At 68.4% G+C, this 13,052-nt stretch carries 14 protein-coding genes; 10 read left to right on the top strand and 4 right to left on the bottom strand.

Annotated elements, in window-relative coordinates; genetic code table 11:
- Positions 1-61: 61 nt before the first annotated feature.
- Positions 62-1,060, bottom strand: coding sequence for a porphobilinogen synthase (hemB, locus tag LG391_RS00435; RefSeq protein WP_225764468.1), 999 nt, complete (start codon positions 1,058-1,060; stop codon positions 62-64).
- Positions 1,061-1,395: 335 nt separating this feature from the next.
- Between hemB and LG391_RS00440 the strand changes: the two genes are divergently transcribed.
- The gene (locus LG391_RS00440; RefSeq protein WP_225764470.1) at positions 1,396-1,872 is read left to right on the top strand and encodes a MarR family winged helix-turn-helix transcriptional regulator; all 477 of its coding nucleotides are present in this window, start codon (positions 1,396-1,398) and stop codon (positions 1,870-1,872) included.
- Between the two features lie 122 nt (positions 1,873-1,994).
- Here LG391_RS00440 and LG391_RS00445 read toward each other — a convergent pair whose 3' ends face one another.
- On the bottom strand, positions 1,995-3,212 hold the full coding sequence (locus LG391_RS00445; protein ID WP_225764472.1) for an acyl-CoA dehydrogenase: 1,218 nt from the start codon (positions 3,210-3,212) through the stop codon (positions 1,995-1,997).
- Positions 3,213-3,312: 100 nt separating this feature from the next.
- Entirely contained in the window at positions 3,313-3,762 is a 450-nt protein-coding gene (locus LG391_RS00450; RefSeq protein WP_225764474.1) for a MucR family transcriptional regulator, read from the bottom strand.
- Positions 3,763-3,978: 216 nt separating this feature from the next.
- On the opposite strand from LG391_RS00450, the gene rpiB reads away from it, so the two are divergent.
- The 9 genes from rpiB (at position 3,979) to LG391_RS00495 (ending at position 12,435) form a co-directional block, all read left to right on the top strand.
- On the top strand, positions 3,979-4,431 hold the full coding sequence (gene rpiB, locus LG391_RS00455) for a ribose 5-phosphate isomerase B (protein WP_225764477.1): 453 nt from the start codon (positions 3,979-3,981) through the stop codon (positions 4,429-4,431).
- Positions 4,432-4,474: 43 nt separating this feature from the next.
- Positions 4,475-5,758 carry a serine hydroxymethyltransferase gene (glyA, locus tag LG391_RS00460; RefSeq protein WP_225767617.1) on the top strand — a complete coding sequence of 428 codons (1,284 nt, stop codon included), beginning with the start codon at positions 4,475-4,477 and terminating at the stop codon, positions 5,756-5,758.
- A gap of 107 nt (positions 5,759-5,865) precedes the next feature.
- Positions 5,866-6,324 carry a transcriptional regulator NrdR gene (gene nrdR, locus LG391_RS00465; protein ID WP_026870463.1) on the top strand — a complete coding sequence of 153 codons (459 nt, stop codon included), beginning with the start codon at positions 5,866-5,868 and terminating at the stop codon, positions 6,322-6,324.
- Between the two features lie 114 nt (positions 6,325-6,438).
- On the top strand, positions 6,439-7,053 hold the full coding sequence (locus LG391_RS00470) for a riboflavin synthase (protein WP_225764480.1): 615 nt from the start codon (positions 6,439-6,441) through the stop codon (positions 7,051-7,053).
- Entirely contained in the window at positions 7,050-8,183 is a 1,134-nt protein-coding gene (ribB, locus tag LG391_RS00475; protein ID WP_374200728.1) for a 3,4-dihydroxy-2-butanone-4-phosphate synthase, read from the top strand. The genes LG391_RS00470 and ribB overlap by 4 nt, the downstream gene beginning before the upstream one ends.
- A gap of 1 nt (position 8,184) precedes the next feature.
- Complete coding sequence (locus LG391_RS00480; RefSeq protein WP_225764484.1) at positions 8,185-8,667, top strand: 6,7-dimethyl-8-ribityllumazine synthase; 483 nt, start codon at positions 8,185-8,187, stop codon at positions 8,665-8,667.
- 3 nt (positions 8,668-8,670) lie between these two features.
- On the top strand, positions 8,671-9,147 hold the full coding sequence (nusB, locus tag LG391_RS00485; protein ID WP_225764485.1) for a transcription antitermination factor NusB: 477 nt from the start codon (positions 8,671-8,673) through the stop codon (positions 9,145-9,147).
- A 9-nt stretch (positions 9,148-9,156) separates the two neighbouring features.
- Positions 9,157-10,131: a thiamine-phosphate kinase gene (gene thiL, locus LG391_RS00490; protein WP_225764487.1), complete on the top strand. Its 975-nt coding sequence runs from the start codon at positions 9,157-9,159 to the stop codon at positions 10,129-10,131.
- A gap of 195 nt (positions 10,132-10,326) precedes the next feature.
- Positions 10,327-12,435: a sodium-translocating pyrophosphatase gene (locus LG391_RS00495; protein WP_225767618.1), complete on the top strand. Its 2,109-nt coding sequence runs from the start codon at positions 10,327-10,329 to the stop codon at positions 12,433-12,435.
- A 71-nt stretch (positions 12,436-12,506) separates the two neighbouring features.
- On the opposite strand, the gene LG391_RS00500 is transcribed toward LG391_RS00495, so the two are convergent.
- Positions 12,507-13,031 (bottom strand): outer membrane protein assembly factor BamE, encoded by a 525-nt coding sequence (locus LG391_RS00500; RefSeq protein WP_225764489.1) that lies wholly within the window; start codon positions 13,029-13,031, stop codon positions 12,507-12,509.
- Between the last annotated feature and the right edge of the window lie 21 nt (positions 13,032-13,052).

Raw genomic sequence — 13,052 nt, forward strand, 5'->3', positions numbered from 1 at the left:
TCTCTCTTTGTTCTAATTCGGCATGGCCAGTGCCGTTGCCAGGATCCCGCCGTCGCGGGAGTCAGCCCAGCAGCTCCGCCGCCTCGATCGCGCCATAGGTCAGGACGCCGGACGTTCCGGCGCGCTTGAAGGCGGTCAGCACCTCGATCAGCGCCTTGTCGTAGTCCAGCCAGCCGTTCCGCGCCGCCGCCTTCATCATCGCGTACTCGCCGCTGACCTGATAGGCGCAGACCGGCACGCCGAAGCCCTCATGCACCCGGCGGATGATGTCGAGATAGGGCAGGCCCGGCTTGACCATCACCATGTCGGCGCCCTCGCGCAGGTCGAGCTCGACCTCGCGCAGCGCCTCGTCGGTGTTGGCCGGGTTCATCTGGTAGGTCTTCTTGTCGCCGATCAGCACGCCGGTCGACCCGACCGCGTCGCGGAACGGGCCGTAGAAGGCCGAGGCGTATTTCGCCGAATAGGCCATGATCTTGACGTCCTGCCGCCCGGCGCCGTCCAGCGCCGCGCGGATCGCGCCGATGCGGCCGTCCATCATATCCGACGGCGCCACGATGTCGGCCCCGGCCTCGGCCTGGACCAGGGCCTGGCGGACCAGGACCTCGATCGTCTCGTCGTTCAGGATCCGGCCGTCGCGGATCAGCCCGTCATGGCCGTGGCTGGTGAAGGGGTCGAGGGCGACGTCGACGACGATGCCCAGATCCGGCACCGCGGCCTTGATCGCGGCGATGGCCCGGCACACCAGGTTGCCGGCCCGGCAGGCCTCGGCGCCGTCCTCGCTGCGCAGGGCGCGGTCGATCATCGGGAACAGCGCCACCGCCGGGATGCCGAGGTCGCGGGCGCGGCGGCAGGCCTCGACGGCGCTGGCCAGGTCGAAGCGGGTGACGCCGGGCAGCGATTCGACCGGCTGCGGCCGGTCGCCTTCGACCACGAACAGCGGCCAGATCAGGTCGGACGGGCCGAGCCGGGTCTCGGCCACCAGCTCGCGGATCCAGCCGTCGGTGCGCAGGCGGCGCATCCGGGTGGTCGGGTAGGCACCGGGAAAGGGCAGGCGGGACATCGGTTCACTCGGCGACGGGAATGCAGGCGCACTCTAGGACGGAGTTTCGCCGGGAAACAACACGGTGCGGCGGCCCGCCACGCATCCTTGCCCGCCGAAGGAGCGGTCGTTGCATACGAAGGTGTTGATAACTGCGGGCGAGAGGGTCAAAAATGTCCTTTGTGACAACCGAAAGCATCGATCTAGCGCGAATTCGTCCCGAATGCAGTGCAAATGCAATGAACACCTGTCCTGCTCACAACACTTTCGTTTTGGATGATTTTGTCTAAAGTGGCTTTGCCGGTGGTAGAACGACGGTCAAGCTAGTACAAAGCGCCAGTGGGTCGGAGGTCTGAATGCATCATCCCTATTACCGCATGACCGCGCTCATTGAGCGGCTCCATCGCTGCTTTCTGGATGTGGTAAAGGTGGAGTTGGACCGTTTTGGCGTCCAAGACATCAACAACGTTCAAAGCCTGATTCTGTACAACATCGGCATGGACGAGCTGACCACCGGCGAGTTGACCGCCCGAGGTTACTATCTGGGCTCGAATGTCTCGTACAACGTCAAGAAGATGGTCGAGAATGGATATTTGGCGCAGGAGCGGTCGCAACACGACCGGCGGTCCACGCGGGTCCGATTGACCACGAAGGGCCAGGCGCTGCGGTCCAAGCTCGAGACCATGTTCAACCGCCAGGCGGATGCGCTGGAGGGGACGGGGCTGCGCGTCGGCGACGTCGAGACCCTGAACGCGACGCTGCGGCGGCTCGAGGGCTTCTGGTCCGGCAATCTCGCCTATAGCGCCGACCAGCCGGTGACCAGCGCGGCCTGAGGCCGCCCGCCGTCCAGCCACGAAAAAGGCGCGTCCGCGGGGACGCGCCTTTTTGCTTGCCTGCGGTCCGGGCCGCTCAGGGACCGCTTCGGAAATGCGCCGGCGTTTTCCGAAGCGGTCTCTCAGAAGGCGGCCAAGCCGGTCTGTGCCCGGCCGAGGATCAGGGCGTGCACGTCATGCGTGCCCTCATAGGTGTTGACCGCTTCCAGGTTCATCACATGACGGATGACGTGGAACTCGTCGGCGATGCCGTTGCCGCCGAGCATGTCGCGGGCCTGGCGGGCGATGTCCAAGGACTTGCCGCAGTTGTTGCGCTTCAGCAGGCTGATCGCCTCCGGCGCCGCCTTGCCCTCGTCCTTGAGCTGGCCCAGGCGATGCGCCGAGATCAGGCCGAGGGTGATCTCGGTCTGCATGTCGGCCAGCTTCTTCTGGATCAGCTGGTTGGCGGCGAGGGGGCGGCCGAACATCTTGCGGTCCAGCGTGTACTGCCGGGCGGTGTGCCAGCAGAACTCGGCCGCGCCGAGGGCGCCCCAGGAAATGCCGTAGCGGGCGTTGTTGAGGCAGCCGAACGGACCCTTCAGCCCCTTGACGTTGGGCAGCAGGTTCTCTTCCGGGACGAACACCTCGTCCATCACGATCTCGCCGGTGGTCGAGGCGCGCAGCGAGAACTTGCCCTCGATCTTCGGCGACGACAGGCCCTTCATGCCGCGCTCCAGCACGAAGCCGCGGATCTCGCCGCTGTCGTCCTTGGCCCAGACCACGAACACGTCGGCGATCGGCGAATTGGTGATCCACATCTTCGCGCCGGACAGGCTGTAGCCGCCGGGGACGCTGCGCGCCCGCGTCTTCATCGAGCCGGGGTCGGAGCCGGCGTCGGGCTCGGTCAGGCCGAAGCAGCCGACGATCTCCCCGGTGGCCAGGCGCGGCAGGTACTTCTGGCGCTGCTCCTCGGTGCCGTAGGCATGGATCGGGTGCATCACCAGGCTCGACTGCACCGACATCGCCGAGCGATAGCCGCTGTCGACGCGCTCGACCTCGCGTGCGATCAGGCCGTAACAGACATAGTTCACGCCGGCGCAGCCATAGCCGTCGATGGTCGAGCCGAGGAAGCCGAGTTCGCCCATCTCGTTCATGATCTCGCGATGGAAGATCTCGTGCCGGTTGGCTTCGAGCACGCGCGGCAGCAGCTTCTCCTGGCAATAGGCGCGCGCCGCGTCGCGCACCATGCGCTCCTCCTCGGTCAGCAGGTCCTCGAGCAGGAGCGGATCCTCCCAGTGGAAGGCGGCGCGACCGGTCTGCGCCGGCTTGGCGGGCGCAACCGCGGCGGAGGAGGAAGTCATGACGAACTCCGACTGTCGAAAAAAGGGGGCGCATAACAGCACAGGGGCCGGTACGCCGCCAGCCTTGCGCTGCGGCGTACCGGCCCCCGTGGTGGCGAGATCAGCCGCGCCGGGCCTTGGCCGCGCCGTCGCGCGCCTTGCCCAGGCCGATCTTCTTGGCGAAGGCGGAGCGCTGTTCCGCATAGTTCGGCGCGACCATCGGATAGTCGGCCGGCAGGCCCCACTTCGCCCGGTACTCTTCGGGCGACAGGTTGTAGGTCGTCCGCAGGTGCCGTTTCAGCATCTTCAGCTTCTTGCCGTCTTCCAGGCAGACGATGTAGTCCGGCTGGACCGAGCGCCGGATGGGCACCGCCGGCTTGGCCGGCGCCGGGGCCGGCTCGGCCGCCGGCGCGGAGCCGATGCCCCTCAGCGCGTCATGAATCGCCTGGATCACCGTCCCGAGCTGATCGGTCGGGACCGTGTTGCGGGAAATATAGGACGTCACGATCTGGGTGGTCATCTGCACCAGATCGTCATTGCTGCGTCCGCTGGTGCTTGCTTCATCCTCCATTGTTCAATTCCTTTTCTTTGTGTCGTCAACAGCGACAACGAGGTCGCATTTGATATCGCGCATGTCAACGGTAATGGGAAAACTACTGACTATTCTGCAACCGCAAGCTGCGGCCGGACCCGGCCGGCTCGCGCCAAGGAATTGAGCCACGTTCCGGCTCACCCTCCAACGCAAAATATGCGAAGGTCGCCCGAACTCCCATCCGACCGGACCATCATGACCGACGCCACCAAGACTGTCGCCATTGCCGCCGACCATGCCGGCTATGCCCTGAAGGATCAGCTCCGGGCCGTGATCGAGGAGCAGGGGCTCGCGGTGCTGGACCTCGGCACCAACGGTCCGGACCGGGTCGACTATCCGGATTACGGCCGCGCCGTGGCGCGCGCGATCCTGGACGGCCGGGCGATGCGCGGCGTGGTGGTCTGCGGCAGCGGCATCGGCATCTCGATCGCGGCCAACCGCCACCGCGGCGTCCGTGCGGCGCTTTGCCACGACGTCACCACCGCCCGGCTGTGCCGCCAGCACAACGACGCGAACGTGCTCGCGCTCGGCGCCCGAATCATCGGCTTCGAGACCGCCCGGGATTGCCTTGCCGTGTTCCTGTCCACCGACTACGAAGGCGGTCGGCACGGCGACCGCATCGCCAAGCTCGACGTGCCTACCGCCTGATCAGGATGACTTGCCCATGAGCTCCCCCGACACCGCCGCCCAGATGACCGCCGCCAGCTCCCTGTTCACCGCCCGTCTGGAAGACACCGACCCGGCCGTGCTGCGCGGGATTCGGGACGAGCTGAAGCGCCAGCAGACGCAGATCGAGCTGATCGCCAGCGAGAACATCGTCTCCCGCGCCGTGCTCGAGGCGCAGGGCTCGGTCCTGACCAACAAATACGCCGAGGGCTATCCCAACCGCCGCTACTACGGCGGCTGCGAATATGTCGACGTGGCGGAATCCCTGGCGATCGAGCGCGCCTGCAAGCTGTTCGACTGCGCCTACGCCAATGTCCAGCCGCATTCGGGCGCCCAGGCCAACCAGGCGGTGTTCTTCGCCCTGCTGCAACCGGGCGACACCGTGCTCGGCATGTCGCTGGCGGCCGGCGGCCACCTGACCCACGGCGCCGCTCCGAACCAGTCGGGCAAGTGGTTCAACGCGGTGCAATACGGCGTCCGCCGCGACGACGCCCGGATCGACTATGACGAGCTGCAGCGCCTGGCCGACGAGCACAAGCCGAAGCTGATCATCGCCGGCGGCTCGGCCTATCCGCGGATCATCGACTTCGCCCGCTTCCGCCAGATCGCGGATTCGGTCGGCGCCTATCTGATGGTCGACATGGCGCATTTCGCCGGCCTGGTCGCCGGCGGCGTGCATCCGAGCCCGCTGCCGCACGCCCATGTCGTCACCACCACCACCCACAAGACGCTGCGCGGCCCGCGCGGCGGCATGGTGCTGTCGAACGACCCGGAGCTTGGCAAGAAGATCAACTCCTCGGTCTTCCCGGGCCTGCAGGGCGGCCCGCTGATGCACGTCATCGCCGCCAAGGCGGTGGCCTTCGGCGAGGCGCTGCGGCCGGAGTTCAAGCTGTACGCCAAGGCGGTGGTCGAGAACGCCAAGCTTCTGGCCGAGACCGTGCGCGCCGGCGGGCTCGACATCGTCTCCGGCGGCACCGACACGCATCTGATGCTGGTCGACCTGCGGCCGAAGAAGCTGACCGGCAAGGCGGCCGAGGCCAGCCTCGAGCATGCCGGCATGACCTGCAACAAGAACGGCGTGCCGTTCGACCCGGAGAAGCCGACCATCACCTCCGGCGTCCGCCTGGGCAGCCCGGCCGCGACCTCGCGCGGCTTCGGCCTGGCCGAATTCCGCCAGATCGGCGAGATGGCGGTCGAGGTGCTGGACGGCCTGGCCGCCAACCCCGAGGACAACTCGAAGGTCGAGCAGGCGGTGCGGGCCCGGGTCGAGGCGCTCTGCGCCCGCTTCCCGATCTATCCGGACCTCTGAGACGGTCCAGGACTGGAATCCATCCAGCCCGACACTCGATAGATTGTGGTTCGCCCACAACGGATGGTATCCATTCGCTGTGGGCGAAACCATTTCCGGGGGCACCGATGCGCTGTCCATTCTGCGGCCACGACGACACCCAGGTGAAGGATTCGCGGCCGACGGAGGACAATTCGGCGATCCGGCGACGGCGCTTCTGCCCGGCCTGCGGCGCCCGCTTTACCACCTTCGAGCGGATCCAGCTGCGCGAGCTGACGGTGATCAAGTCGACCGGCCAGCGCGAGCCCTTCGACCGAGAGAAGCTGCTGCGCTCGATGCGCATCGCCCTGCGCAAGCGCGACATCGACATCGAGCGGCTGGAGCGGATCGTCAACTCGCTGGTCCGCCAGCTCGAAAGCTCGGGCGAGAGCGAGATCCCGTCCAAGGCGATCGGCGAGATGGTGATGAAGGCGCTGAGCGGCGTCGACAAGGTCGCCTATATCCGCTACGCCTCGGTCTACCGCGACTTCCAGGAACCCGGCGCCTTCAGCGACTTCGTCGACCAGCTGCGCGGCGAGCGCCCCTGAGGGCGCGTCCGGCCCCGCCGCGGGTTTCAAGACGGCCTCCGGCAGGGAGGGGCTGCGTTGGGCGCAATGTAGTTTCGCTGGAAACCACACGGCACTCGGCATAGGGTGCCCGCCATGTTCAGCGGCATCATCACCGATGTGGGGCGCGTCGCGGCGATCGAGCGGCGAGGCGACACCCGCTACATCATCGAGACGGCCTTCGACACGGCGACGATCGAGATCGGCGCCTCGGTCGCCCATAACGGCGTCTGCCTGACCGTGGTCGAGACCTGGCCCGGCCGCTTCGCGGTCGAGGCTTCGGCCGAGACCCTGTCGCGCAGCACCCTGGGCGACTGGGCGGTCGGCACCGAGGTCAACCTCGAGCGCTCGCTCAGGCTCGGCGACGAGATCGGCGGTCATCTGGTCTACGGCCATGTCGACGGGGTCGGCAGCATCGTCGACCGCCGGCCCGAGGGCGACAGCGTCCGCTTCACCATCGAGGCCCCGGCCGAGCTGGCGGACTACATCGCCTCCAAGGGCTCGGTCGCGATCGAAGGCGTGTCGCTGACCGTCAACGAGGTCGCCGATACCCCGTCCGGTGCCTGCCGCTTCGGCGTCAACATCATTCCGCACACGCAGTCATGCACGACCTTTCGAAGCTTAAGCACGGATCGCCGCGTGAACTTGGAGATCGACATGCTGGCGCGGTACACGGCGCGCCTGCTGCGGGATCGCAAGACCGCCGGCTGAGCCCCGAGGACCAGGCGCTCCTCTCGCCGATCTCCGAGATCATCGAGGAGGCGCGCCAGGGCCGCATGTTCATCCTGGTCGACGACGAGGACCGGGAGAACGAGGGCGACCTGGTGATCCCGGCGCAGATGGCGGATGCCGAGGCGGTCAACTTCATGGCCCGCTACGGCCGCGGCCTGATCTGCCTGGCGATGGAGCACAAGCGGATCGAGGAGCTCGGCCTGCAGCTCATGACCCGCAGCAACGCCTCGCGCCACCAGACCGCCTTCACCGTCTCGATCGAGGCGCGCGAGGGCGTGACCACCGGCATCTCGGCGGCCGACCGGGCCCGCACCATCGCGGTCGCGATCGACCCGGCCTGCGGCCCGGCCGACATTGCGACTCCCGGGCACATCTTCCCGCTGGTGGCGCGCGACGGCGGCGTGCTGGAGCGCACCGGCCACACCGAGGCGGCGGTCGACATCTCGCGCCTGGCCGGGCTGTACCCGGCCGGTGTGATCTGCGAGATCATGAACGACGACGGCACCATGGCCCGGCTGCCGGACCTGGTGAAGTTCGCCCAGTTCCACAACCTCAAGATCGGCACCATCGCCGACCTGATCGCCTATCGCCGCTGCCAGGAATCGCTCGTCGAGCGCAAGCTCGAGACCACGATCGAGAGCCGCTGGGGCGGCGACTGGCGGATGCTGGTCTATGTCAACAAGGCGCGCTACGCCGAGCATGTCGTGCTGGTGAAGGGCGACATCTCCGGCGACGAGCCGGTGCTGGTGCGGATGCATGCGCTGAACGTGCTGGACGACGTGCTCGGCGACGTCCATGGCGGCAATGCCGGCATCCTGCACGGCGCCATGGCGGCGATCGGCCGCGAGGGCCGGGGCGTCGTGGTGCTGATCCGCGAGCCGCAGCCCGACAGCTTGAGCGAGCGGCTGCAGCGGCGGCTCGAAGGCATGCCGTCGAAGGAGAGCGGGCACGAGCTGCGCGACTACGGCGTCGGCGCCCAGATCCTGCTCGACCTCGGCGTGCGCAAGCTGATCGTGCTGTCCAACCACCCCCGCACCATCGTCGGCATCGACGGCTACGGCCTGACCGTGATCGAGCAGCGCGCCATCGCCGGCATCCAGGAGGACTGAGATGGTCGCCAAGACCGAACAGCGGCCCGTGTCCTTCACCGGCCCGGCGCCGCACATCATGATCGTCGAGGCCCGGTTCTACGAGGACATCACCGACGAGCTGGCGCGCGGCGCCATCGCGGTGCTGGAGGAGATCGGCGCCACCTATGAGCGCTTCGCCGTGCCGGGCGCTTTGGAGATCCCGGCCGCGGTGCAGATCGCCTCGACCTCGGCCCGCCGCTTCGACGGCTATGTCGCGCTCGGCTGCGTCATCCGCGGCGAGACCTCGCATTACGACACGGTGTGCAACGAGAGCGCCCGCGGCCTGCAGGATCTCGCCCTGCGCCACGGCCTCGCCATCGGCAACGGCATCCTGACCGTCGAGAACGAGGCTCAGGCCTGGGCCCGCGCCAAGGTCGCGGAGATGGACAAGGGCGGCGGCGCCGCCCGGGCCGCGCTGGCGATGATCGAGCTGAAGCGGCACTTCAAGCAGTTGACGGCCTGACCGATGACCACGCAGAAGCCGTCCGCCAAGGCCCGCCGCAGCGCCGCCCGCCTCGCCGCCGTCCAGGCGCTGTACCAGCTCGAGCAGTCGGGCACGCCGCTCGACAAGGTGATCGCCGAGTTCGTCCACCACCGCTTCGGCGAGCCAGTCGAGGGCGAGGCGATGGTGGAGCCCGACGCGCCGCTGTTCGGCGATATCGTGCGAGGCACCCGGGTGCGCAGTGAGGAGGTCGACGCCCTGGTGTCCGGCGCGCTCGATGCGCAGTTCTCGCTGTCGCGGCTCGACCTGTTGCTGCGCTGCGTGATGCAGGCCGGCGCCTGGGAGCTGCTGGCCAACCTGCACGTGCCGGCGCCGATCGTGATCTCGGAATACGTCAACGTCACCCGGGCCTTCTTCGGCGGCAAGGAGCCGGCGATGGTGAACGCGGTGCTCGACCGCATCGCCCGCGAGCGGCGGCCCGACGAACCGCGCGCCGGCTAGGAACCGCCCATGGGGCTCGGCGAGTTCGAGCGCATCGACCGCTATTTCCGGCCGCTGGCCCGCGGCACGAAGGGCGCGCTCGGCCTGGCCGACGACGCGGCGCTGCTCGATCCCGGAGAAGGCCGCGAACTGGTGGTCACCACCGACGCGATGGTCGAGACCGTCCACTACCTGCCGGACGAGGACCCCGTTCGGGTGGCGCAGAAGCTCCTGCGTTCCAACCTGTCGGACTTGGCGGCCAAGGGGGCCGCGCCCCTGGCCTACACCCTGACGCTGGCGCTGCCGGCGCAGCCGGACGAGAGCTGGATCGAGCGCTTCGTCGAGGGGCTGGGGACCGACCAGGCTCTGTACGGCATCGGGCTGCTCGGAGGCGATTCGGTGCGGACGCCGGGGACCGCGGTGCTGTCGGTCACCGCCTTCGGCACGGTGCCGCAGGGCGCAATGCTGCGCCGCTCCGGCGCCCAGCCAGGCGACGATCTCTATGTCAGCGGCACGCTGGGCGATGCCGCGCTGGGCCTGCGCGCGATCCTCGGCCAGCTGCCGGGGCTGGCGCCGGACGCCGCCGCGGCGCTGGCGCAGCGCCACCGCGTACCGGAGCCGCGGATGGCCCTTGGCCGTGCTCTGGTCGGCCTCGCCCATGCGGCGATGGATGTATCGGACGGGCTGCCGGGCGACCTGCCGCATCTCTGCGACGCCTCCGGCGTGGCGGCGGAGGTCGAGCTGTCGCGGCTGCCGCTGTCCGACGCCGCCCGCGCCGCCATCCTTCTCGATCCGGCCCTGCAGGACATCGCCTGGGGTGGCGGCGAGGACTACGAGCTGCTGTTCAGCGCTCCGGTCTCGGCCAGGGCTGCGATCGAGACGGCCGCCGCGGCGGCGGGAACCGCGATCACCCGGATCGGACGGATCGCGGCGGGGCAGGGGGCGCGGCTGCTCGATCCGCAGGGCCGTCCCGTCGAGTCGCTGACGGGCTGGCGGCATTTCTGACCGCGGCGCCGGCGCCGGTTGCCACGAAACGGCCCGAATCGCTGCCTCGAAAGCCCTTCTCGCCGCCACAAAGCAAAGAAATTTCACGCTGATTGCCCTGACCTTCCTGCTCTGGCATCGTTTCCGCGCAAAAGAAGCGGAACCGGCCTGAACCGGGCCGGTGCGTCATCAACAGGGGCGAGGGACTCAAGAATGATGTCAGCGGTCCTTGTCTTCGTGCTGGCCTGCGGCCTCGGTGCGTGTGCCTATGGCGTGTGGGCTTCACGGAGCGTGTTGTCGGCCAGTCCGGGCGATGCCCGAATGCAGGCAATCGCCGCCGCGATTCAGGAAGGCGCCGGCGCCTATCTGAACCGGCAATACCTCACCATCGGCGTGGTCGGCGTGGTCATCGCCATCATCGTCTCGCTGCTTCTCGGCATCTCCGTCGGCATCGGCTTCATCATCGGCGCCGTGCTCTCCGGCGCCGCCGGCTACATCGGCATGAACATCTCGGTGCGCGCCAATGTCCGCACCGCCGAGGCGTCCCGCCAGGGCTTGGCCGCCGGCCTTGCCATCGCCTTCCGCTCCGGTGCCGTCACCGGCATGCTGGTGGCCGGTCTGGCGCTGATCGCCGTCGCCGGCTACTACACCATCCTTCTCGCCTCCGGCGCCACCGGCCGCGGCCTGATCGACCCGCTGGTCGCACTCGGCTTCGGCGCCTCGCTGATCTCGATCTTCGCCCGCCTCGGCGGCGGCATCTTCACCAAGGGCGCCGATGTCGGCGCCGATCTGGTCGGCAAGGTCGAGGCCGGCATCCCCGAGGACGACCCGCGCAACCCCGCGGTGATCGCGGACAATGTCGGCGACAATGTCGGCGATTGCGCCGGCATGGCCGCCGACCTGTTCGAGACCTATGCCGTCACCACCGTCGCCACCATGGTGCTGGCCTCGATCTTCTTCGCCGGGGCCGCCGAGATGGCGTCGATGATGGTCTATCCGCTCGCCATCGGCGCGGTCTGCATCCTGGCCTCGATCGCCGGCACCTTTTTCGTCAAGCTCGGCGCCAACAACAACATCATGGGCGCGCTGTACCGCGGCTTCGTGGTGTCGGCGGTGCTGTCGCTGGTCGGCATCCTCCTGGTCACCTGGGCGGTGATCGGCTTCGGCGGCAGCTACGCCGTCGGCGGCGGCAGCTTCAGCGGCCTCTCGCTGTTCCTCTGCGGCGTCAGCGGCTTGGTCGTCACCGGCCTCCTGATCTGGGTCACCGAGTACTACACGGGCACGACCTTCCGGCCGGTGCAGTCGGTCGCCCAGGCCTCGACCACCGGCCACGGCACCAACGTGATCCAGGGCCTCGCGATCTCGATGGAATCAACCGCGATCCCCGCGCTGATCATCTGCGTCGCCATCATCGTCACCTACCTGCTGGCCGGCCTGTTCGGCATCGCCATCGCGGTGACCAGCATGCTGGCTCTGGCCGGCATGGTCGTGGCGCTCGACGCCTATGGCCCGGTCACCGACAATGCCGGCGGCATCGCCGAGATGTCCGACCTGCCGGCGGAGGTCCGGGTCACCACCGACGCGCTGGATGCCGTCGGCAACACCACCAAGGCGGTGACCAAGGGCTACGCCATCGGCTCGGCCGGCCTCGGCGCGCTGGTGCTGTTCTCGGCCTACACCTCGGACCTGAACTTCTTCATCGGCAATCCGGGCGCGCACCCCTATTTCCAGGGCCTGACGCTCGATTTCTCCCTGGCCAACCCCTATGTCGTCGTCGGCCTGCTGATCGGCGGCCTGCTGCCCTACCTGTTCGGCGCCCTCGGCATGACAGCGGTCGGCCGCGCCGCGGGATCGGTGGTGGAGGAGGTGCGTCGCCAGTTCCGCGAGAATGCCGGCATCATGGCGGGCACCAGCCGCCCGGACTACAAGCGCGCGGTCGACATGCTGACCCGGGCGGCGATCCGCGAGATGATCGTGCCGTCGCTGCTGCCGGTGCTGGCGCCGGTGGTGCTGTATTTCGTGATCGAGGCGATCGCCGGCCGCTCCGCCGCCTTCTCGGCGCTCGGGGCGATGCTGCTCGGCGTCATCGTCACCGGCCTGTTCGTCGCCATCTCGATGACCTCGGGCGGCGGCGCCTGGGACAACGCCAAGAAGTACATCGAAGAGGGCAACCACGGCGGCAAGGGGTCGGACGCGCACAAGGCGGCCGTCACCGGCGACACCGTCGGCGATCCCTACAAGGACACCGCCGGCCCGGCGGTCAACCCGATGATCAAGATCACCAACATCGTGGCGCTGCTGCTGCTGGCGATCCTCGCCCACTGATCGCCGCACCAACGACGAAAACCCCGACGCCGGTCAACGGCGCCGGGGTTTCTCATGCCCTGTAGTCGCGGCTAGTAGTTGCCGCCGGCGACCGAGCTGGCGACGCCGCCGGTGCCGACCGAGCGATTCGGCGCGGAGGGGGTGGTTCCCTCATTGTTGAAGCGGCCGATATTGCCCAGGAACTGCTCCAGGATGCCGATGCGGCGGCCCAGCGTCGGGGTCTCGCGCGACACCAGCGCCACCTGCTCGCCGTCCTCCAGGTTCAGCTCCTTCATGTCGGTCAGCGTGCTGGTGGCCGGGTCGAACTGCATGCGCAGGACCCGGCGCTTCGTCACTTCGGGGGCGAAGAAGGCCACCGTCTCGACCCGCTGGCCGATGTAGTACCAGGTGTTGTCGTCGAAGGTGGACACCGTGGTCGGGGTCCCCAGGATCGTCGCCACATCCGACTTGGTGCTGGTGCCGGTGTGGACCTGCTCGAGCCGGTAATCCTCGACGAGGTTGCCGCGCGTCGCGACCCGCGGCGTGCAGGCCGTCAGCGCCGCCGCCACGAGCAGGCCGGCCGCGATGGTCCGGACGACCCTTGCTCTTTCCGTCATCGACTCATGTCTCCACGCCCC

The sequence above is a fragment of the Inquilinus sp. Marseille-Q2685 genome, from assembly GCF_916619195.1.
Taxonomy (GTDB): domain Bacteria; phylum Pseudomonadota; class Alphaproteobacteria; order DSM-16000; family Inquilinaceae; genus Inquilinus.

What these genes read in the sequence shown, in the direction of transcription:
- hemB (WP_225764468.1), bottom strand. Translation starts at nt 1,060, where the DNA reads ATGTCCCGCCTGCCCTTTCCCGGTGCCTACCCGACCACCCGGATGCGC.
- LG391_RS00440 (WP_225764470.1), top strand. Translation starts at nt 1,396, where the DNA reads ATGCATCATCCCTATTACCGCATGACCGCGCTCATTGAGCGGCTCCAT.
- LG391_RS00445 (WP_225764472.1), bottom strand. Translation starts at nt 3,212, where the DNA reads ATGACTTCCTCCTCCGCCGCGGTTGCGCCCGCCAAGCCGGCGCAGACC.
- LG391_RS00450 (WP_225764474.1), bottom strand. Translation starts at nt 3,762, where the DNA reads ATGGAGGATGAAGCAAGCACCAGCGGACGCAGCAATGACGATCTGGTG.
- rpiB (WP_225764477.1), top strand. Translation starts at nt 3,979, where the DNA reads ATGACCGACGCCACCAAGACTGTCGCCATTGCCGCCGACCATGCCGGC.
- glyA (WP_225767617.1), top strand. Translation starts at nt 4,475, where the DNA reads ATGACCGCCGCCAGCTCCCTGTTCACCGCCCGTCTGGAAGACACCGAC.
- nrdR (WP_026870463.1), top strand. Translation starts at nt 5,866, where the DNA reads ATGCGCTGTCCATTCTGCGGCCACGACGACACCCAGGTGAAGGATTCG.
- LG391_RS00470 (WP_225764480.1), top strand. Translation starts at nt 6,439, where the DNA reads ATGTTCAGCGGCATCATCACCGATGTGGGGCGCGTCGCGGCGATCGAG.
- LG391_RS00480 (WP_225764484.1), top strand. Translation starts at nt 8,185, where the DNA reads ATGGTCGCCAAGACCGAACAGCGGCCCGTGTCCTTCACCGGCCCGGCG.
- nusB (WP_225764485.1), top strand. Translation starts at nt 8,671, where the DNA reads ATGACCACGCAGAAGCCGTCCGCCAAGGCCCGCCGCAGCGCCGCCCGC.
- thiL (WP_225764487.1), top strand. Translation starts at nt 9,157, where the DNA reads ATGGGGCTCGGCGAGTTCGAGCGCATCGACCGCTATTTCCGGCCGCTG.
- LG391_RS00495 (WP_225767618.1), top strand. Translation starts at nt 10,327, where the DNA reads ATGTCAGCGGTCCTTGTCTTCGTGCTGGCCTGCGGCCTCGGTGCGTGT.
- LG391_RS00500 (WP_225764489.1), bottom strand. Translation starts at nt 13,031, where the DNA reads ATGACGGAAAGAGCAAGGGTCGTCCGGACCATCGCGGCCGGCCTGCTC.